Below are 20,710 nucleotides of genomic sequence, written 5' to 3'. Positions count from 1 at the left end.
GCTCGCTCCTTTTTGTTATAATAGACCTATGATTAAAATTTTTGATACACATACCCATCTTAATGTGGATAATTTTGCAGGAAAAGAACAAGAAGAAGTAGATTTTGCAGCTGAACTTGGTGTTGTTAAAATGAATATTGTTGGTTTTGATAAAGCGACAATTAAGAAGTCTTTAGCACTGTCAGAGCAATACGACCAGCTATATAGTACAATCGGATGGCATCCTACAGAAGCAGGATCATATACTCAGGAAATTGAGGATATGATTGTGTCACAATTGGGAAATCCAAACGTAGTGGCACTTGGGGAGATTGGTTTGGACTATTATTGGATGGAAGATTCTAAGGAGGTTCAGATTGAGGTCTTTAAGCGTCAAATAGCCTTGTCAAAGGAATATAATTTGCCTTTCGTTGTACACACACGTGACGCAATAGAGGATACTTACGAGATTATTAAAGAAGTTGGGGTTGGTCCTTGTGGTGGGATTATGCACTCATACTCAGGGTCCCTGGAGATGGCTCAAAAATTTGTTGAGCTCGGTATGATGATTTCATTTTCAGGTGTTGTAACTTTTAAGAAGGCTTTGGATGTTCAAGAAGCTGCCCAGTACTTACCTTTAGATAAGATTTTAGTTGAAACAGATGCACCGTATCTAGCACCTGTGCCAAAACGTGGTCGTGAAAATCGTACAGGGTATACACGTTATGTGGTGGATAAGATTGCCGAGCTTCGTGGTTTAACAAGTGAAGAGATTGCAAGAGTTACTTATGACAATGCGATGAGGATTTTTGGTCTGAATGAGTAAAATAAAAATTCAAGAAGTTATCGTCGTAGAAGGCAAGGATGATACGGCAAATTTGAGACGTTTTTATGAGGTGGATACCTATGAAACTAGAGGCTCTGCTATTAATGAGGATGACTTAGAGCGTATCGATAAGCTTAATGAATTACGAGGAGTGATTGTTTTCACAGATCCAGATTATAATGGAGAACGTATTCGGAAAATCATCATGGAAGCTGTTCCGACAGCAAAGCATGCTTTTTTGAACCGTGGTGAAGCAAGTCCAAAATCTAAGACAAGAGGCCGTTCCTTGGGAGTCGAGCATGCAAATTTTGAAGATATTCAGAAGGCACTGGCTGGAGTTCTAGGTAGTTACGATGATGATAATCAGTTTGATATTCGTAAATCAGATCTCATGAAGTTAGGACTTTTGATGGGATCGGATAGCCGTAAACGTCGAGAATATTTGGGGGAAGCGCTTCGTATTGGTTATTGCAATGGAAAGCAACTATTAAAACGTTTGGAATTGTTTGGAATTACTTTAGAAGAGCTTGAAGAGGTCATGGCGAAATACTAGGATTATTAGTGCTCTTAGAAATTAAGAAGTCGCTAAAGTTGCTGCTAAATAGTTTATTTTAGCAGTCGAGATAATTAAGAATCTGATTTAATTTTGAATCAAGGCAACAAGAATCCTGATATTAAAAATAAGAAAAGAGAATAAATGAGAATTGCAGATTATAGTGTGACCAAGGCTGTTCTTGAACGTCACGGTTTTACTTTTAAGAAGTCTTTTGGACAGAACTTCTTAACAGATACAAATATTTTACAAAAGATTGTTGATACGGCAGAGATTAATAAAAATGTCAATGTTATCGAAATTGGGCCAGGTATTGGAGCATTAACTGAATTCTTGGCTGAAAATGCTTCGGAAGTTATGGCATTTGAAATTGATGAGCGATTGGTTCCGATTTTGGAAGACACTTTGCGTGATCATGATAATGTTAAAGTGATTAACGAAGACGTTCTCAAGGCAGATTTACAGACACGTGTCAAAGAATTTGAAAATCCAGATCTACCAATCAAGGTTGTAGCCAACCTGCCATACTATATTACGACACCAATTTTAATGCATTTGATTGAGAGTAAGATTCCTTTTTCAGAATTTGTTGTTATGATGCAAAAAGAAGTTGCAGATCGTATTTCTGCTGAGCCCAATACAAAGGCCTATGGTTCGTTATCCATCGCTGTGCAATATTATATGACTGCCAAGGTGGCATTCGCTGTCCCTCGTACAGTTTTTGTGCCAGCACCTAATGTTGACTCGGCTATTTTGAAGATGACACGCCGTAAGCAACCTTTAGTCGAAGTTAAAGACGAAGATTTCTTTTTCCGTGTATCAAAGGCTAGTTTTTTGCATCGTCGCAAGACGCTTTGGAATAATCTGACAAGTCATTTTGGTAAGTCTGAAGAAGTTAAAAACAAGCTTGATCAGGCTTTGGAAAATGCAGCTATAAAACCTTCTATTCGGGGAGAGGCACTGTCTATTTCGGATTTTGCACGTCTCTCAGATGCTTTGAGAGAAGCTGGTCTATAATTCAAAAATCCCACTGAATGTCAGTGGGATTTTTGCTATGCGGAGAAAGGGAGTTGAACCCTCACGCTTGAAAAAGCACATGCGCCTGAAGCATGCGTGTCTGCCATTCCACCACCTCCGCAGTGATAGTATTATTATACTGCAAGTTAGTAAAAATTCAAGGAGTCCAAAGGAATTGTGCTCCGTGCTTGTTTTGGGTCAGAAATGCTTCTAGTTTTGTGGTATAATAAGGCTATTAAACGAATGAGGAGTTCACTTGCAAGGAAGAATTATCAAAGCACTAGCAGGTTTCTATTATGTAGAGCATGATGGTGTTGTTTACCAGACGCGTGCACGAGGAAATTTTAGAAAAAAAGGGCAAACACCTTATGTTGGAGATTTTGTTGAATTTTCGGCAGAGGAAAATTCAGAGGGCTATATCCTTAAAATCGGTCAACGAATCAATAGTCTAGTGCGTCCGCCCATTGTCAATATCGATCAGGCTGTGGTTATTATGTCTGCTAAGGAACCAGATTTTAACAGTAATCTTTTGGATCGTTTTTTGGTTTTATTAGAGCATAAACATATAAAACCTGTAATCTATATTTCTAAGATGGACTTGGTTGAAGATGATTCGGAGATGAAGAGTATTCAAACACAGTATCAACGAATTGGTTTTAATTTTGTCTTTACTTTGGAAGAACTATTGCCTCTCTTGGCTGATAAAGTCACAGTCTTCATGGGGCAGACTGGTGTAGGAAAATCGACTCTGCTAAATCGTATTGCCCCGCAGTTAAATTTAGAAACAGGTGAAATTTCGGACAGTCTAGGTCGTGGTCGTCACACAACAAGGGCTGTAAGCCTTTATGATGTTCATGGTGGGAAGATTGCTGACACACCTGGGTTCTCTTCACTAGACTATGAAGTGGCTAATGCAGAAGATTTGAGTGAAGCTTTTCCAGAAATTCGTCAGGCCAGTCATGGCTGTAAGTTCCGTTCCTGTACCCACACCCATGAACCTTCTTGTGCTGTTAAAGATGAAGTGGAAAATGGTCAAATCTGGGAAGTTCGTTATGATAATTACCTTCAATTTTTAAGTGAAATTGAAAACCGTCGCGAAATATATAAAAAAACTATCAAAAGAAAGTAGGTCTCTCATGTCATATAAAATTGCTCCATCTATCCTAGCTGCTGATTACGCTAATTTTGCTTCTGAACTAGCTCGTATTGATGCATCAGGCGCAGAATATGTTCATATCGATATCATGGATGGCCAATTTGTTCCGAATATCAGTTGGGGAGCAGATGTGGTTGCTAGCATGCGTAAACATAGTAAGTTAGTTTTTGATTGTCATCTTATGGTTGTTGATCCTGAGCGTTATGTGACTGCTTACGCACAGGCTGGTGCAGATATTGTGACTATTCATGTCGAAGCTACTAAACACATTCATGGTGCCATTCAGAAGATTAAAGCTGCTGGTATGAAAGCAGGTGTTGTAATCAATCCTGGCACACCAGTTGAGGCACTTATTCCAGTACTTGCTCTAGTGGATCAAGTACTTATTATGACTGTAAACCCAGGTTTTGGTGGTCAGACCTTTATTCCAGAAATGATGTCTAAGGTAGAACAGGTCGTTGAACTTCGCCAAAAAGGTGGCTATTCATTCGATATTGAAGTTGATGGTGGTGTAGATAACAAAACCATCGCAGCATGTGCTAAGGCGGGAGCTAATGTTTTTGTAGCGGGCTCTTACCTTTTCAAAAATCATGATTTGACTGCGCAAGTTCAAACGCTCCGTGATGCTATCGATGCCTAAAATAGCTTTGTTTGTCGGTGGTGAGCTAGATTGGTTCACTACCGATTTTGATTATTTTGTTGGAGTGGATCGTGCTTGTTTGTACTTACTGGAGTTAGGGTTACCTCTTGACCTGGCTGTAGGGGATTTTGATTCGGTCTCTGAGTTAGAATTAGACGTCATTCAATCGACAGCTAAATTTTGTAAGAAAGCTTCAGCTGAGAAGAATGACACAGACACTGAGTTAGCTTTAAAATTGATTTTTCAGGCTTACCCCGAAGCTGAAGTAACCATTTTTGGTGCTTTTGGTGGTAGGATAGATCATATGTTGTCAAATGTATTTCTAGTCAGCGATCCGCAACTAGCTCCTTTTATGGATCGTATCTGCTTACGGGATAAGCAAAATAAAATTACTTATTGTTCAGAAGGCAAACATGAATTTCTTCCAGAACCTGATATGACTTATATATCCTTTTTACAGGAAGGTGATGGAGAACTGACGATTTTGGGAGCAAAATATGAATTAACCAGTAGTAATTATTTTCAAAAAAAAATCTATTCCAGCAATGAATTCGTTGATGGTCCAATTCATGTGACGGTACCAAATGGATACGTGATTATCATCCAGACTAGAGATAGGAGTTAGTATGATCTACCTGCTTACACTTTTGACTTTTTTAAGCCTAGGGTTTTTGGCTGTTCTCTACTTGAAGAATGTGGAGTTAAAAGAACAGCTTAACAAGACTCTGGAAGAAAATGCAGATAATCTTTCAGATCAAATTTCTTTTCAGTTAGAAAATTTTGCTAAAACAAATCAACTCGAAACGACAAAGCAATTGAATCAATTGCAGGTGGCACTTTATCAACAATTGACAGATATTCGCGAGGTTTTGCACCAAAACTTATCCGATAATCGAGATCGTTCTGATCAACGCCTAGAGCAAATAAACCAAAGCCTGGCGAAAGCTGTTAGGGATATGCAGGATTCCAATGAGAAACGTTTGGAACAAATGCGTCAGACAGTTGAAGAGAAACTGGAACAAACTTTACAAACACGTTTACAAGCGTCTTTTGAGACGGTTTCAAGACAGCTAGAATCTGTTAACCAAGGTTTGGGGGAAATGAAAAATGTTGCTAAGGATGTTGGGAGCCTCAACAAGGTCCTTTCAAATACAAAAACACGTGGTATTCTGGGAGAACTTCAATTAGGACAAATTATTGAAGATATACTGGCTGCTAATCAGTACGAGCGAGAATTTCCTACGGTATCAGGTTCAAGTGAACGGGTTGAATATGCAATTAAGATGCCTGGAAATCATAAAGACGAATATGTCTACCTCCCGATAGATTCTAAGTTTCCCCTAGAAGATTATTATCGTCTGGAAGATGCTTATGAATCTGGCGATAAAGAGCAGATTGAGAGTCATCGTAGGTCACTTATGACTAGTATTCGACGATTTGCCAAGGATATTAATAAGAAGTATCTTAATCCACCTGAGACTACCAATTTTGGTATATTATTTTTGCCGACGGAAGGACTTTATGCTGAGGTGGTACGACAGCCGGCCTTCTTTGACGCCCTTCGTCGCGAGGAGAATATTGTAATTGCAGGTCCATCAACATTATCTGCACTCTTGAATTCATTATCTGTAGGATTTAGAACTTTGAATATTCAAAAGAATGCGGATGATATTAGTAAAATTTTAGGCAACGTTAAACTGGAGTTCGGTAAGTTTGGAGATATGCTTGCTAAGGCTCAAAAACAATTAAATACAGCAAGTAAAACTGTCGATAGTCTGCTTAACACACGGAGCAGGGCAATTGTTAGAGCTCTTGATACCATTGAAACCTACCAAGATAGTGCGACACAAAGTTTGTTAGATTTACCACGATTAGAAAATGAGGATGAGCATGAAAATTAATCAAATGAAAAAAGATGAGTATTTTGAAGGCTTTTATCTGATTAAGCGTGCAGAAGTACGTAAGACACGAGCGGGAAAGGACTACATTGCCTTTACCTTCCAGGATGATTCTGGTGAGATTTCAGGAAATTTATGGGATGCTCAGCCTTATAATGTTGAAGAATTTACAGCTGGTAAGGTAGTCCATATGAAAGGACGCCGAGAGGTTTATAATAACACGCCTCAAGTCAATCAAATTACCTTGCGACTCCCTTTATTTGGTGAACCGAATGATCCGGCTGATTTTAAGGGAAAGCCACCGGTAAATTTATCCGAAGTGCGTGAATATCTTGAGCAGATGATTTTCAAAATAGAGGAAGCTACATGGCAACGTGTGGTCCGTGCCCTTTATCGTAAGCATAATAAGGAGTTTTTTAGTTTTCCTGCTGCTAAAACAAACCATCATGCCTTTGAAAGTGGATTAGCTTATCATACAGCGACTATGATTCGCTTGGCTGATAGTATTGGAGATATTTATCCAGAGCTAAATAAGAGTTTGCTCTTTGCAGGAATTATGCTACATGACCTAGCTAAGGTCATTGAATTAACTGGTCCTGAAAATACAGAATATACCGTTCGTGGAAACTTGATTGGTCACATAGCTTTGATTGATGAAGAAATCACCAAAGTTCTTGTCGAGCTTAATATTGATGATACACGTGAGGATGTTGTTGTTTTACGTCATGTCATTTTAAGTCACCACGGGCAATTGGAGTATGGAAGTCCAGTTCGTCCTCGTATCATGGAAGCGGAGGTTATCCATATGATTGATAATCTCGATGCTAGTATGATGATGATGACGACAGCTCTTAACTTAGTTGGACCAGGAGAGATGACTAATCGTCTATTTGCCATGGATAACCGTTCTTTCTATAAGCCAAAATGTGATTAGAAGCGAAAGTAAGTGAACATTTAATGAAAAAATGTTCGCTTTTTATTGTATTATGGTATAATAGTTAAAAAATACAGAAAATATAGGTAACATATGAAATTAAAACGAAGTGAGCGTATGGTAGTGATTTCAAACTACCTGATTAATAATCCATATAAACTAACAAGTCTTAATACCTTTGCAGAGCGTTATGAAGCTGCTAAGTCGTCAATCTCAGAAGACGTTGCTATTATTAAAAAAGCTTTTGAAGAAAGTCAAATAGGGGAAATCGAAACAGTAACGGGTGCCTCTGGGGGTGTTATATTTACACCAACTATTTCTGATGAAGATGCAAGAAGTCTAGTTGAAAATCTTTGTGAACGCCTTTCTGAGAGTGATCGTATCTTGCCAGGTGGTTATCTCTATCTATCTGATTTATTAAGTACCCCATCGATTTTGAAAAATGTTGGTCGTATTATTGCTAGTGCTTTTAAAGGGCAAAAAATTGATGCTGTAATGACTGTTGCTACAAAAGGTGTGCCTTTGGCAAATGCAGTGGCAGATGTCTTGAATATTCCATTTGTTATTGTTCGTCGTGATCTGAAAATCACAGAAGGATCAACAGTCTCAGTAAACTACGTCAGTGGCTCAAGCAATCGTATTGAAAAAATGTTCCTTTCAAAACGCAGTTTGAAACCAAATAGTCGTGTTCTTATTGTTGATGATTTTCTTAAAGGTGGCGGCACTATTACCGGTATGATTAGTTTGCTTTCGGAATTTGATAGTGAGTTGGTGGGTGTAGCTGTATTTGCAGAGAATGCCAAAGCCGATCGAGACATTCATGAATACAAATCATTGCTCACTGTATCTGACATCGATGTAAAATCACAAAAAGTAGAAGTTGAAGTAGGTAATATTTTCGATAAATCAAAAGCTTAGAACGTAATTCCTAATTTAATATTTAGGAATTTTCTTTTTGGCAAGAATTTGTTGACAATGTTCCTTAGAATATGGTATTATATCAGACGGTACTTTTTACTTTTGGTCTCTCAAAAGTGTACAGAGACGTGCTGACATAAGTTGCAAAAGTACACACAGATATGGATTGTCACCAGTGCCATATCAACCAAAAATAAAAAACACAGGAGAATGTAGATGCCTACAATTAACCAATTGGTTCGTAAACCACGTCAATCAAAAGTTGTTAAATCTAAATCACCAGCTTTGAACGTTGGTTACAACAGCCACAAAAAAGTTCAAACTAACGTATCTTCACCACAAAAACGTGGTGTTGCAACACGTGTTGGAACAATGACACCTAAAAAACCTAACTCAGCCCTTCGTAAATTTGCTCGTGTACGTTTGAGCAACCTTATCGAAGTTACTGCTTACATCCCAGGTATCGGACACAACCTCCAAGAACACAGCGTTGTTCTTATCCGTGGTGGACGTGTAAAAGACCTTCCAGGGGTACGTTACCACATCGTCCGTGGTGCACTTGATACTGCAGGTGTAGCTGATCGTAAACAAAGCCGTTCTAAATACGGTACTAAACGTCCTAAAGGGTAAGAAGGGAGATAAGATAAAATGAGTCGTAAAAATAGAGCGCCTAAACGCGAAGTATTGGCAGATCCATTGTACAATTCAAAAATTGTTACACGTCTTATCAACCGTGTAATGCTTGATGGTAAACGTGGTACTGCTGCAACAATCGTATACGATGCTTTCGAGCAAATCAAAGAAGCAACTGGAAACGATGCTCTTGAAGTATTCGAAACAGCTATGGACAACATCATGCCTGTACTTGAAGTACGTGCACGTCGTGTTGGTGGTTCAAACTACCAAGTCCCAGTTGAAGTTCGTCCAGAACGTCGTACAACTCTTGGTCTTCGTTGGTTGGTTAACGCATCACGTGCGCGTGGTGAACACACTATGAAAGAACGTCTTGCAAAAGAAATCATGGATGCTGCAAACAACACTGGAGCAGCAGTTAAGAAACGTGAAGATACTCACAAAATGGCTGAAGCAAACCGTGCCTTTGCACACTTCCGCTGGTAATTATAAGTTTCAAGCTGTATTACAGTCATATATTATTCATAAGCTGAGGCTTTGGAACTGTAACAGCTTGAGTTTTGGTTTTGGTTCAAATTGTATAATTTATATCGTTTGAAAACCAGTTGAATATCATTGAAGAACGGGTAGGTCCTGCCTATCCGTTTTTTGACAATAATGTTATTATAAATAAGTAAACTAAAATATTTATAGGAGAATAAACCTAATGGCACGCGAATTTTCACTTGCAAAAACTCGTAATATCGGTATCATGGCCCACGTCGATGCTGGTAAAACAACTACAACAGAGCGTATCCTTTACTACACTGGTAAAATTCATAAAATCGGTGAAACTCACGAAGGTGCATCACAAATGGACTGGATGGAGCAAGAACAAGAACGTGGTATCACAATCACTTCTGCCGCTACAACAGCGCAATGGAATGGTCACCGTGTTAACATCATCGATACACCAGGACACGTGGACTTCACTATCGAAGTACAACGTTCACTCCGTGTATTGGATGGTGCCGTAACCGTTCTTGACTCACAATCAGGTGTAGAACCTCAAACTGAAACAGTTTGGCGTCAAGCAACTGAGTATGGTGTTCCACGTATCGTATTTGCTAACAAAATGGATAAAATCGGTGCTGACTTCCTTTACTCAGTAAGCACACTTCATGATCGTCTTCAAGCAAATGCACACCCAATTCAATTACCAATCGGTGCTGAAGATGACTTCCGTGGTATCATTGACTTGATTAAAATGAAAGCTGAAATCTATACTAATGACCTAGGTACAGATATTCTTGAAGAAGATATTCCAGCTGAATACGTAGATCAAGCAAACGAATACCGTGAAAAATTGATCGAAGCAGTTGCTGAAACTGACGAAGATTTGATGATGAAATACCTTGAAGGTGAAGAAATCACTAACGATGAATTGAAAGCAGCTATTCGTCGTGCTACAATTAACGTTGAATTCTTCCCAGTTCTTTGTGGTTCAGCCTTCAAAAACAAAGGTGTTCAATTGATGCTTGATGCGGTTATTGACTACCTTCCAAGTCCACTTGATATTCCAGCCATCAAAGGTATTAACCCAGATACAGGCGAAGAAGAAACTCGTCCTGCTTCTGATGAAGCGCCATTTGCAGCTCTTGCCTTTAAGATCATGACTGACCCTTTTGTAGGTCGTTTAACATTTATCCGTGTTTACTCAGGAATCCTTCAATCAGGTTCTTACGTAATGAATACTTCTAAAGGTAAACGTGAACGTATCGGACGAATCCTTCAAATGCACGCTAACAGCCGTCAAGAAATCGAACAAGTTTATGCCGGTGATATCGCTGCTGCTATCGGTTTGAAAGATACTACAACTGGTGACTCATTGACTGATGAAAAAGCTAAAGTTATTCTTGAGTCAATCGAAGTTCCAGAACCAGTTATCCAATTGATGGTTGAGCCTAAGACTAAAGCTGACCAAGATAAAATGGCTATCGGTCTTCAAAAACTTGCTGAAGAAGATCCAACATTCCGTGTTGAAACTAACCCTGAAACTGGTGAAACTGTTATCTCTGGTATGGGTGAACTTCACCTTGATGTCCTTGTTGACCGTTTGAAACGTGAACACAAGGTTGAAGCCAATGTTGGTGCCCCACAAGTATCATATCGTGAAACATTCCGTGCTGCAACACAAGCACGTGGATTCTTCAAACGCCAATCAGGTGGTAAAGGTCAATTTGGTGACGTTTGGATTGAATTTACTCCAAACGAAGAAGGTAAAGGATTCGAATTCGAAAATGCTATCGTTGGTGGTGTGGTTCCACGTGAATTCATCCCTGCAGTAGAAAAAGGATTGGAAGAATCAATGGCTAATGGTGTCCTTGCTGGATACCCAATGGTTGACATTAAAGCTAAGCTTTATGATGGTTCATACCACGATGTCGATTCATCTGAAACTGCCTTTAAGATTGCTGCATCTCTTGCACTTAAAGAAGCTGCTAAGACTGCACAACCAACTATTCTTGAGCCAATGATGCTTGTAACTATCACTGTTCCAGAAGAGAACCTTGGTGATGTTATGGGTCACGTTACTGCTCGTCGTGGACGTGTTGATGGTATGGAAGCACACGGTAACAGCCAAATCGTTCGTGCCTATGTACCACTTGCTGAAATGTTCGGTTATGCAACAACACTTCGTTCTGCAACTCAAGGACGCGGTACATTCATGATGGTATTTGATCACTATGAAGATGTTCCAAAATCAGTTCAAGAAGAAATCATCAAGAAAAATTCTGGTGAAGCTTAATTAGAAGTTTTTAAGTTAAGGTGCTTATGAAAGTAAGTGCCTTTTTCTATTTGCATTTTCCTGAAAAAAATTATATAATGGATATGTTAAAAGGTTAAATGAAAGCCCTCAAGTTAATCTTTTCACAATAGGGAGAGCTCGCTCTCAAAATTATATTTATTTGATTTTCATAAGGAGGAAATCACTAATGGTAGTTAAAGTTGGTATTAACGGTTTCGGCCGTATCGGTCGTCTTGCTTTCCGTCGTATCCAAAACGTAGAAGGTGTTGAAGTTACACGCATCAACGACCTTACTGATCCAGTTATGCTTGCACACTTGTTGAAATACGACACAACTCAAGGTCGTTTCGACGGTACTGTTGAATTAAAAGATGGTGGATTCGAAGTTAACGGTAAATTCGTTAAAGTTTCTGCAGAACGTGATCCAGAACAAATTGACTGGGCTAACGATGGTGTAGAAATCGTTCTTGAAGCAACTGGTTTCTTTACTAAGAAAGTGCTTGCTGAAAAACACTTGCACCCTGGTGGAGCTAAGAAAGTTGTTATTACTGCTCCTGGTGGAAATGATGTTAAAACAATTGTATTTAACACTAACCACGATATCCTTGATGGTACTGAAACAGTTATCTCAGGCGCTTCATGTACTACAAACTGTTTGGCTCCAATGGCTAAAGCACTTAATGACAACTTTGGTGTTGTTGAAGGGTTGATGACTACTATCCATGCTTACACTGGTGACCAAATGATCCTTGACGGACCACACCGTGGTGGGGACCTTCGTCGTGCACGTGCTGGTGCTGCAAATATCGTTCCTAACTCAACTGGTGCTGCTAAAGCTATCGGTCTTGTAATCCCAGAATTGAACGGTAAACTTGACGGATCTGCACAACGTGTTCCAATTCCAACTGGATCAGTTACTGAATTGGTAGCAGTCTGTGAAAAGAACGTTACTGTTGATGAAGTGAACGCAGCTATGAAAGCAGCTACAAACGAATCATATGGATACACAGAAGATCCGATTGTATCTTCAGATATCGTAGGTATGTCTTACGGTTCATTGTTTGACGCAACTCAAACTAAAGTTCTCGACGTTGACGGTAAACAATTGGTTAAAGTTGCTTCATGGTACGACAACGAAATGTCTTACACTTCACAACTTGTACGTACTCTAGAATACTTCGCGAAAATCGCTAAATAATTCAATTGTATAGGAAGAAGAGTTTAGGCTCTTCTTTTTTTCTCACGAAAACCACTAGCTGTGCTAGTGGTTCCGAAAAGCTTTTAGCGATGTATCAAAAAAGTCCCCCTAAAGTGTGTACTGACCCCAAAAAGTTAGACAATTAATTTACACAAAGGATGGAAAGTCAACGAAAAACTAGACACGGAGTTAAGAGAATTTAAGAATTATATTTTTCAAAGTCTTTTGGAGACTTGTAATCAAGACCTGAATGCATCCTTTTTGTATTGTAATAGGTCTCAATGTATTTAAATATTTCTTGAGTAGCCTCAGCTCTTGTCTCAAAATGAGCATCATTAATAAGCTCCCTCTTTAGCGTCTTATAAAAAGACTCCATCATTGCATTGTCATAGGGATTTCCTTTACGACTCATGCTAGATTGAGCACCGACTTGACGAAGAGTAGATTGATAACGAGAGCTTGTATATTGACTCCCTTGATCAGTATGGACAATCAAGCCAGGCTGAGGATGTTCTTTCCCACAAGCTTGTAAGAAGCAATCCCTCACCAGTTTATCTTGCATCCGTGAAGACATTGACCAGCCTACAATCTTACGTGAAAAAACGTCGATATTCACGGCTAAGTATAAGGTGCCTTCTTTGGTAGGGATATAGGTCATGTCTCCCAGCCATACTTTATTAGGAGCTGTTGCTTTAAAGATCTGATTAATTAAATTGGGTCTTGAAAGCGAAGCTCCTTTTCTGTTGTAATGTTTATATTTATAACGGCTTCCCTTGGCATAAAGTCCCATCAAGTGCATCAGTTTCCCAACACGTTTCGTGTTGGTCATAATACCAGTATTATGAAGTACCTTGGTAATTCTAACCGCACCATAGCGTCCCTTATGCTCATGAAAGACAGCTTTTATCTTCTCTGAGAGAATTTCTCTCTCCACTTGTTGTTTTGAAGGACGACGATGCATGTATTCATAGAAACCTGAGCGAGAAACCTTAAGAACTTTTACTGCATGCTTAATTTTTATCTTCCCATGATGTTTCAAGAGAAATTCAAAACGTTTTACTTGCTTCGCTTCAAGAAGACCCGGAACTTTTTTAGAAGTTCAAGTTCCTCCTGAAGATAACGATTTTCTTTCTCTAACAATTTAATCTTATGTTGGGCATTAGCTAGGGCTGTCCCATTGCCTGGAAAAGCACTTTCTCCATATTCTTCAACTTCTTGAACCCAGCGATAAAGACTATTGGCATGAACCTCAAGCTCTTGGCTGACTTCTTTAACAGAGTAACCTTCTTCAAGAATGAGTTTTACTGCAGAATTTTTAAATTGTTTATCGAATTTTCTTCTTGCCATAATAAACCTTTCCACGATTTCTCTTAACTTTGTGTCTAGTTTATTATAACCTTTCCAGGACTTAGTTCTGTATTGCACAGGACCAAGTCCTTTTAATTTTACCTTAATGTGTTTGTTGTTGTAATAATCAATATAGTCTACAATAGCTTGTTCCAATTGCTCAAGTGAGTGAAACGTCTTCTCGTAACCATAAAACATCTCAGACTTAAGAATGCCAAAGAAGGACTCCATCATACCATTGTCTGGACTATTTCCCTTACGTGACATGGACGGTTGGATCCCTTTATCCTCTAAAAATTGATGATAATACTGATGTTGGTATTGCCAACCTTGGTCACTATGGAGAATTGTATTTTCATAATGCTCCTCTGTGAAGGACTGGTCTAACATAGATTTCACTTGTTCTAAGTTTGGTGAAGTTGAGAGATTATAAGCGATAATTTCGCTGTTGAAACCATCTAAAACAGGCGATAAATACAATTTATGTGTGCTATTTGGAATGGCAAACTCTGTCACATCTGTGTAGCACTTTTCCATGGGGTTGGCTGCTTCAAACTGGCGTTGAATAAGGTTATCTGCTTTCTTGCCAACTTCTCCTTGGTATGAAGAATATTTGTGTTTACGACGAATTTGGGAACTTAAACCAAAGAGCTTCATCAGACGTTGGACCTTCTTCTGGTTCACTACAAAACCACGATTCCTCAATTCAAGAGTTATTCGGCGATAGCCATAATTTCCTTTATGCTCATAATAAATTTCTTGAATTTAGCCTTTAGTCTCTTCATCTTTGTCGTGCCCATCTAGTTGTTTCAACTGATAATAGTAAGTCGAGCGAGCTAAACGTGCTGTTTCAAGAAGTAAATCGAGTCGAAATCCTCCTGAAACCCTTTTCTCTAACTGTTTCTGCCTTTCTCGCTGTAAGGCTTCGTCCCTTTCCTCTAACTCTTTTAACTTTTTTAGGTAGGCCACCTCGGTACGTAAGCGTTCATTCTCCTCTTGGAGTCGCTCTAGTTCTGTCATTTCTTCCCAAGTTTTCATACGTTTACGCCCCATTTTAGGTACTCTGCCTCTTCTTTTCTCAAGAATTGTATACCCATTTTTTATATTGTGCTATCTAGTTAGGCAACATTCCACCACTTGGAAGACAATAATCAAGACTTACACTTTTTTGTGAACGACCTTCAAGTAGCACTTTATCAATCATTTGTTGTTTTAATTCTGGAGAATAGTAACAATTCTTACCTTTCTTGATAATTTCTATTCCGTAACGTTCAATCAATCTCGTCATATATCTTAATCCAGAAGCACCCACACCAAATCGTTTTGAAAGTTGGTTGAAGGTTTGACCTTGCTTTCTCAATTCATATATTTGAACTTTATCTTCATAAGTTAATTTCATAATAAAAACACCCCAAAAGTTAGATTTTTCTATCTAACTTTTGGGGTGCAGTTCAAGTGTTATATTAGATAAGGTTTCCCGACCCCTAACTAATATACAAAAGGGGGACCCCTGATGAGACAGGATAATAATAGTTTAGGACATACTACTTGGAATTGTAAGTATCATATTGTTTTCGCCCAAAAATATAGACGTCAAATAATCTATGGGAAATACAAAGCAAGTATTGGTCAAATCTTACGGTTATTATGTGAAAGAAAAGGCGTTGAAATTCATGAAGCTGAAGCTTGCCCAGATCATATTCACATGTTGGTGAGTATACCACCAAAACTAAGTATTTCCTCATTTATGGGATATTTATAGGAAAAGAGTGTTTGTTTAAAAGTAAGAAAGAAGAGGAATAAGTCTAAGTATGAGGATTATATTTAAATCGAAATTAGCTTTTTTCTGAATTTTATTTAGGTGTTTTTTTATTGCTATTCTGACTTTCTATTTTGATTATATGATAAAAGTAGCCTACTAGCAATTAGCTAGAAATCCTTCTGATTTTGCTATCTCTTTTATGCATTTTGTGATATAATGAGAACGTATTAAAAAATTAAGGAGTCTGATCAAATGGCTAAATTGACTGTTAAAGACGTTGAGTTGAAAGGGAAAAAAGTTCTCGTTCGTGTTGACTTCAACGTACCTGTAAAAGATGGCGTGATCACTAACGACAACCGTATCACTGCTGCCCTTCCAACTATCAAGTATATCCTTGAACAAGGTGGACGTGCAATCCTCTTCTCTCACCTTGGACGTGTAAAAGAAGAAGCTGATAAAGAAGGTAAATCACTTGCTCCTGTAGCTGCTGACTTGGCTGCTAAATTGGGTCAAGATGTTAAGTTTATTCCAGGTGTTACACGTGGTGCTGAATTGGAAGCAGCTGTTAACGCTCTTGAAGATGGCCAAGTTCTCTTGGTTGAAAACACTCGTTTTGAAGATATTGATGGCATGAAAGAATCTAAAAATGATCCTGAACTTGGTAAATACTGGGCATCACTTGGAGATGGTATCTTCGTAAACGATGCATTCGGTACAGCTCACCGTGCACACGCATCTAACGTTGGTATCTCAGCAAACGTTGAAAAAGCTGTTGCTGGATTCCTTCTTGAAAACGAAATTGCATACATCCAAGAAGCAGTTGAAAATCCAGAACGTCCATTCGTGGCTATCCTTGGTGGTTCAAAAGTTTCAGATAAGATCGGTGTAATCGAAAACTTGCTTGAAAAAGCTGATAAAGTTCTTATCGGTGGTGGGATGACTTACACATTTTTCAAAGCGCAAGGTATCGAAATCGGTAACTCACTTGTGGAAGAAGACAAATTGGATGTAGCGAAAGCTCTTCTTGAAAAATCAAATGGTAAATTGATCTTGCCAGTTGACTCAAAAGAAGCAAACGCATTTGCTGACTACACTGAAGTGAAATATACTGAAGGTGAAGCAGTAGACCCAGGTTTCCTTGGTCTTGATATCGGTCCAAAATCTATCGCTAAATTCGACGAAGCTTTGACTGGTGCTAAAACAGTTGTATGGAATGGACCTATGGGTGTATTTGAAAACCCTGACTTCCAGGCTGGTACAATCGGTGTGATGGACGCTATCGTGAAACAACCAGGTGTTAAATCAATCATCGGTGGTGGTGACTCAGCTGCTGCAGCAATCAACCTTGGATATGCAGACAAATTCTCATGGATCTCTACTGGTGGTGGTGCATCTATGGAACTCCTTGAAGGTAAAGAACTTCCAGGACTTGCAGCTTTGACTGAAAAATAATTTTTAGTAAATCAAGAACGTTCTATAGGGCGTTCTTTTGGCTCCTTGTCAACTTGTAGTGGGTGACGAAAAGCTAACATCTAGAGAGGACCGGATAGGTTTTCTCTTTTTGTATGTTCAGAGTGATGAAGACACGCTTCCTAAAGTTGATGAAGTTTCTAAAACCAAAGCCCAACCGTTTGATGTCTTTAATCAACTTGTTAGTCGCTTCGAGTTTTGCGTTTGAATAGTCTGTTTCTAGCACATTCTTGATGGATTTCTTGTGTCTAAGAAAAGTCCTAAAGACCGTTTGAAAGTAGTGGTTGACCTTGCTTATGTTCTCCTCTATTAACTCAAAGAACTAATCTACTCTCTTCTCCTGAAAGTGAAAAAGTAAAAGCTGATAAAGTTTGTAGGCATTAGCGATCTCTTCTGAAAAGACCAATGTCTTCTCAATGATTTCATGTGGTACTAAAGTTTGTCTGAAGGTCTTTGAATAGAAAGAGTTGAGAGATAGCTTACGACTGTCCTTTTGAAAAAGTCGCCAGTGATTTTTTAAATCTCAATAAGGTAGTGAATTCTTATTAAACTGGTTCATAATGGCAATTCTTGTCTTTAAAAAGGCACGTCCAAGGTGCTGGATAATGTGAAATCGATCAGGAACGATTTTGGCGTTAGGAAAGAGTTTGCGAGCCAGTGGAATATAAGCTCCAGACATATCCATCGTGATAAATTGTACCTGTTGTCGGATTTCCAATGGATACTTCAAAAAGTAGTTTCGTATACAGGATAATCCAGTTTTGCTTGAACCTCGATATGAGTATCCGTTTCAAAAACAAGAGAAATAATGATGTTAGGGTTTTTAATTCCGATTAATTCTGTGGTATTCTTAATAAGTCTCATAAGTTCTTCCTAATGATGGTTTTGTCGCTCTTCATTATAGTTCTTATGGGACTTTTCGTGTATACTTAAAAAGCTCTATAATCTCTACAGTGGTTTTACCCACTACAGAAATTATAGAGCCGTTCTTTTTTTGTTGAATTGAATACTATTCAATTGTAAAATGTAAAATATTAACATTCTTTTTTATTTTTTAATTATACAGTGAAATATCCCAAAAACTAGTAAATCATGGTAAAATAAATGAATGGGATTGAAATTTGAACCAAAAAAATTTAAGTTTGGTATGCGTACACTAAAGACCGGAATAGCCGTTTTTCTTGTTTTAGGATTGTTCTCTGCTTTCGGCTGGGATGGACTTCAGATTGGTTGTTTAACTGCTGTTTTTAGTTTGCGTGAGAACTTTGACCGTAGTGTTCAATTTGGAAAGTCACGTATTTTTGCAAATACAGTTGGGGGTCTTTTATCGCTTTTATTCTATTTTGTGAATATGTGGTTTGACAATTCAGTTTGGGTGACCTTGCTATTGGTCCCTATTTTAACAATGTTGACTATTGTCATTAATGTATCCTTTAATAATGCTTCTGGAGTTATTGGAGGAGTGGCTGCGCTTCTGATTATCACTTTGTCTATCCCACCTGATAATACTTTCACCTATGTGATAGCAAGAGTATTTGAAACGTTTTGCGGAGTCTTTATTGCAATCCTTGTTAATTATGATTATGATTGGTTACTTAAACATCTAAAATAAGAATAAAAGAGTTCTCTTGAGCTCTTTTTTATGTTTTTTAAAATAAAATCCTTGAATATAAGGTACTAAGCAATACAATGTTCGGGGTTTTCTTATTGTGTAAGAAAAAGTGACATTATCTGTTGACATGTAGTAACATTCAGAATATAATTGTTAGGAAAGGAGAATTATCATGGCAAGAGAAAAAGAACTAAGACGTTCTTTGGCTGTTTTTCCGATTGGCACAGTTATGAAGTTAACGGATTTAACTGCTCGTCAAATTCGTTACTATGAAGATCAGGGGTTGATTCAACCTGAACGTACAGCTGGGAATCGTCGTATGTACTCATTAAATGATATGGATCGTTTATTGGAAATCAAAGATTTTTTGAATGACGGTTACAATATTGCAGCAATTAAGCATGAGTATGAGAAACGTAAAATTCGTGTACAACAAAAACAAGTAGCTTTAACTGATGCGGACGTTCGACGTATCTTGCATGATGAACTCCTTCAGCAAGGTCGTTTTACGACTCCATCGCAACAATTTGGTAACTTGCGTATTTAATTACGCTTTGAACTTTTATTTTTGGTTTTTATAAAGGAGACCCCTATTATGGCAATCACAGCAGCTGATATTCGTCGCGAAGTCAAAGAGAAGAATGTTACTTTTTTGCGTTTAATGTTCTCTGATATCCTTGGTATTATGAAGAATGTTGAAATTCCTGCGACAGATGAACAGTTGGATAAGGTACTTTCAAATAAAGTTATGTTTGATGGTTCATCAATTGAAGGTTTTGTTCGTATCAATGAATCTGATATGTATCTTTACCCAGATTTTGATACTTGGACAGTCTTCCCTTGGGGCGATGAAAATGGGTCAGTCGCTGGTCTTATTTGTGATATCTATACTTCGGCAGGTGAACCATTTGCAGGAGACCCACGTGGTAACTTGAAAAAAGCATTGCGTCATATGGAAGAAGTTGGTTATAAATCATTTAATCTTGGACCAGAGCCAGAATTTTTCCTTTTAAAATTAGATGAACAAGGTAATCCTACGCTTGAAGTTAACGATAAAGGTGGTTATTTTGACCTTGCACCAACTGACCTTGCCGACAATACACGTCGTGAAATTGTTAATGTGTTGACAGAAATGGGATTTGAAGTTGAAGCATCTCACCATGAGGTTGGGGTTGGACAACACGAAATCGATTTTAAATATACTGATGTTTTAAAAGCTTGTGATAATATCCAAATTTTCAAATTGGTTGTTAAGACAATCGCTCGTAAACACGGTCTATACGCTACATTTATGGCGAAACCTAAATATGGTATTGCCGGTAGTGGTATGCACTGTAACATGTCTCTTTTCACTGAAGAAGGAAATGCTTTCTTTGATCCAGAGGATCCACATGGTATGCAATTGTCTCAAGACGCATACTACTTCCTTGGTGGTTTGATGAAACATGCATATAACTATACTGCAATTATTAACCCAACAGTGAACTCTTACAAACGTTTGGTTCCTGGTTATGAAGCTCCTGTATATATTGCATGGGCGGGTAGCAACCGTTCACCATTAATCCGCGTTCCTGCTTCTCGTGGTATGGGTACACGCTTGGAATTGCGTTCAGTTGACCCAATGGCAAATCCATATTTGGCAATGGCCGTTCTTTTGGAAGCCGGACTTGATGGTATCATTAATAAGATTGAAGCTCCAGCTCCAATTGAAACAAACATCTACTCAATGTCTCCAGAAGAACGTAAAGAGGCTGGTATCATTGATTTGCCCTCAACACTACGTAATGCTCTTAAAGCATTGGAAACGGATGAAGTGGTTCGTCAAGCATTAGGTAATCATATCTATACAAACTTCCTTGATGCGAAACGTTTGGAATGGGCAAGCTATGCTACTTTCGTTTCACAATGGGAAATTGATAACTACTTAGATCTGTATTAATAAAATAATTTGAAGATCAGGGTTACCTGGTTTTCTTTTT

At 38.4% G+C, this 20,710-nt stretch carries 19 protein-coding genes, 1 tRNA gene and 3 pseudogenes; 18 read left to right on the top strand and 5 right to left on the bottom strand.

Annotated elements, in window-relative coordinates:
- The first annotated feature begins 28 nt into the window (after positions 1–28).
- The 3 genes from E3C75_RS00765 to rsmA all read left to right on the top strand — a co-directional run bounded on the left by E3C75_RS00765 (position 29) and on the right by rsmA (position 2,375).
- Entirely contained in the window at positions 29–805 is a 777-nt protein-coding gene (locus tag E3C75_RS00765; protein WP_002951968.1) for a TatD family hydrolase, read from the top strand.
- Complete coding sequence (gene rnmV / locus E3C75_RS00760; protein ID WP_024704318.1) at positions 798–1,358, top strand: ribonuclease M5; 561 nt, start codon at positions 798–800, stop codon at positions 1,356–1,358. Before E3C75_RS00765 ends, rnmV begins: the two co-directional genes overlap by 8 nt.
- Before the next feature lie 144 nt (positions 1,359–1,502).
- Positions 1,503–2,375 (top strand): 16S rRNA (adenine(1518)-N(6)/adenine(1519)-N(6))-dimethyltransferase RsmA, encoded by an 873-nt coding sequence (gene rsmA, locus E3C75_RS00755; RefSeq protein WP_011227569.1) that lies wholly within the window; start codon positions 1,503–1,505, stop codon positions 2,373–2,375.
- 38 nt (positions 2,376–2,413) lie between these two features.
- Here rsmA and E3C75_RS00750 read toward each other — a convergent pair.
- A tRNA-Leu gene (locus tag E3C75_RS00750) sits at positions 2,414–2,496 on the bottom strand.
- Between the two features lie 135 nt (positions 2,497–2,631).
- Here E3C75_RS00750 and rsgA point away from each other — a divergent pair.
- From rsgA to gap, 10 genes are all read left to right on the top strand, one after another.
- Positions 2,632–3,504 carry a ribosome small subunit-dependent GTPase A gene (gene rsgA, locus E3C75_RS00745; RefSeq protein ID WP_084829117.1) on the top strand — a complete coding sequence of 291 codons (873 nt, stop codon included), beginning with the start codon at positions 2,632–2,634 and terminating at the stop codon, positions 3,502–3,504.
- Between the two features lie 7 nt (positions 3,505–3,511).
- Positions 3,512–4,171 (top strand): ribulose-phosphate 3-epimerase, encoded by a 660-nt coding sequence (gene rpe, locus E3C75_RS00740; RefSeq protein ID WP_084826152.1) that lies wholly within the window; start codon positions 3,512–3,514, stop codon positions 4,169–4,171.
- Entirely contained in the window at positions 4,164–4,796 is a 633-nt protein-coding gene (locus E3C75_RS00735; protein ID WP_084826151.1) for a thiamine diphosphokinase, read from the top strand. The genes rpe and E3C75_RS00735 overlap by 8 nt, the downstream gene beginning before the upstream one ends.
- Before the next feature lies 1 nt (position 4,797).
- Positions 4,798–6,072 (top strand): DNA recombination protein RmuC, encoded by a 1,275-nt coding sequence (locus tag E3C75_RS00730; RefSeq protein ID WP_084826150.1) that lies wholly within the window; start codon positions 4,798–4,800, stop codon positions 6,070–6,072.
- On the top strand, positions 6,062–7,003 hold the full coding sequence (locus E3C75_RS00725) for a 3'-5' exoribonuclease YhaM family protein (protein WP_011681651.1): 942 nt from the start codon (positions 6,062–6,064) through the stop codon (positions 7,001–7,003). The genes E3C75_RS00730 and E3C75_RS00725 overlap by 11 nt, the downstream gene beginning before the upstream one ends.
- Positions 7,004–7,096: 93 nt before the next feature.
- Positions 7,097–7,921, top strand: coding sequence for a pur operon repressor (gene purR, locus E3C75_RS00720; protein ID WP_084829116.1), 825 nt, complete (start codon positions 7,097–7,099; stop codon positions 7,919–7,921).
- A gap of 216 nt (positions 7,922–8,137) precedes the next feature.
- Positions 8,138–8,551: a 30S ribosomal protein S12 gene (gene rpsL / locus E3C75_RS00715; protein WP_084829115.1), complete on the top strand. Its 414-nt coding sequence runs from the start codon at positions 8,138–8,140 to the stop codon at positions 8,549–8,551.
- Between the two features lie 18 nt (positions 8,552–8,569).
- Positions 8,570–9,040 carry a 30S ribosomal protein S7 gene (gene rpsG / locus E3C75_RS00710; RefSeq protein ID WP_084829114.1) on the top strand — a complete coding sequence of 157 codons (471 nt, stop codon included), beginning with the start codon at positions 8,570–8,572 and terminating at the stop codon, positions 9,038–9,040.
- A 220-nt stretch (positions 9,041–9,260) separates the two neighbouring features.
- Complete coding sequence (gene fusA, locus E3C75_RS00705; RefSeq protein ID WP_082309139.1) at positions 9,261–11,342, top strand: elongation factor G; 2,082 nt, start codon at positions 9,261–9,263, stop codon at positions 11,340–11,342.
- Positions 11,343–11,529: 187 nt separating this feature from the next.
- Complete coding sequence (gene gap, locus E3C75_RS00700) at positions 11,530–12,540, top strand: type I glyceraldehyde-3-phosphate dehydrogenase (protein WP_111679729.1); 1,011 nt, start codon at positions 11,530–11,532, stop codon at positions 12,538–12,540.
- 199 nt (positions 12,541–12,739) lie between these two features.
- Here the strand turns inward: gap and E3C75_RS00695 are convergent.
- Positions 12,740–13,887 (bottom strand): IS3 family transposase gene (locus E3C75_RS00695; protein WP_095559415.1). Its coding sequence is split into 2 segments (ribosomal slippage): positions 12,740–13,635 and positions 13,635–13,887, totalling 1,149 coding nucleotides; the frame shifts between segments, so codons are not numbered across the junction.
- Between the two features lie 54 nt (positions 13,888–13,941).
- Positions 13,942–15,286: pseudogene (locus tag E3C75_RS00690) on the bottom strand (IS3 family transposase); the annotation flags it as partial.
- A gap of 114 nt (positions 15,287–15,400) precedes the next feature.
- Between E3C75_RS00690 and tnpA the strand changes: the two are divergent.
- Together tnpA and E3C75_RS00680 are read left to right on the top strand one after the other, a co-directional pair.
- Positions 15,401–15,646: pseudogene (gene tnpA, locus E3C75_RS00685) on the top strand (IS200/IS605 family transposase); the annotation flags it as partial.
- Positions 15,647–15,901: 255 nt separating this feature from the next.
- The gene (locus E3C75_RS00680; RefSeq protein ID WP_084829111.1) at positions 15,902–17,101 is read left to right on the top strand and encodes a phosphoglycerate kinase; all 1,200 of its coding nucleotides are present in this window, start codon (positions 15,902–15,904) and stop codon (positions 17,099–17,101) included.
- A gap of 80 nt (positions 17,102–17,181) precedes the next feature.
- On the opposite strand, the pseudogene E3C75_RS00675 reads toward E3C75_RS00680, so the two are convergent.
- Positions 17,182–17,864 (bottom strand): annotated as a pseudogene (locus E3C75_RS00675) (ISL3 family transposase); the annotation flags it as partial.
- The gene (locus tag E3C75_RS12200; RefSeq protein ID WP_170169612.1) at positions 17,846–17,983 is read right to left on the bottom strand and encodes a hypothetical protein; all 138 of its coding nucleotides are present in this window, start codon (positions 17,981–17,983) and stop codon (positions 17,846–17,848) included. The pseudogene E3C75_RS00675 and the gene E3C75_RS12200, both read right to left, overlap by 19 nt.
- Positions 17,984–18,227: 244 nt before the next feature.
- On the opposite strand from E3C75_RS12200, the gene E3C75_RS00670 reads away from it, so the two are divergent.
- From E3C75_RS00670 to glnA, 3 genes are all read left to right on the top strand, one after another.
- Positions 18,228–18,731 (top strand): FUSC family protein, encoded by a 504-nt coding sequence (locus tag E3C75_RS00670; protein ID WP_011681643.1) that lies wholly within the window; start codon positions 18,228–18,230, stop codon positions 18,729–18,731.
- A 172-nt stretch (positions 18,732–18,903) separates the two neighbouring features.
- The gene (locus E3C75_RS00665; RefSeq protein WP_011681642.1) at positions 18,904–19,278 is read left to right on the top strand and encodes a MerR family transcriptional regulator; all 375 of its coding nucleotides are present in this window, start codon (positions 18,904–18,906) and stop codon (positions 19,276–19,278) included.
- Between the two features lie 48 nt (positions 19,279–19,326).
- The gene (glnA, locus tag E3C75_RS00660) at positions 19,327–20,670 is read left to right on the top strand and encodes a type I glutamate--ammonia ligase (protein ID WP_084829110.1); all 1,344 of its coding nucleotides are present in this window, start codon (positions 19,327–19,329) and stop codon (positions 20,668–20,670) included.
- Positions 20,671–20,710 lie beyond the last annotated feature (40 nt).

It is taken from the genome of Streptococcus thermophilus (assembly GCF_010120595.1).
In the GTDB taxonomy this organism is placed as follows: Bacteria; Bacillota; Bacilli; order Lactobacillales; family Streptococcaceae; genus Streptococcus; species Streptococcus thermophilus.
This window is presented reverse-complemented; position numbering and strand designations above follow the sequence as displayed.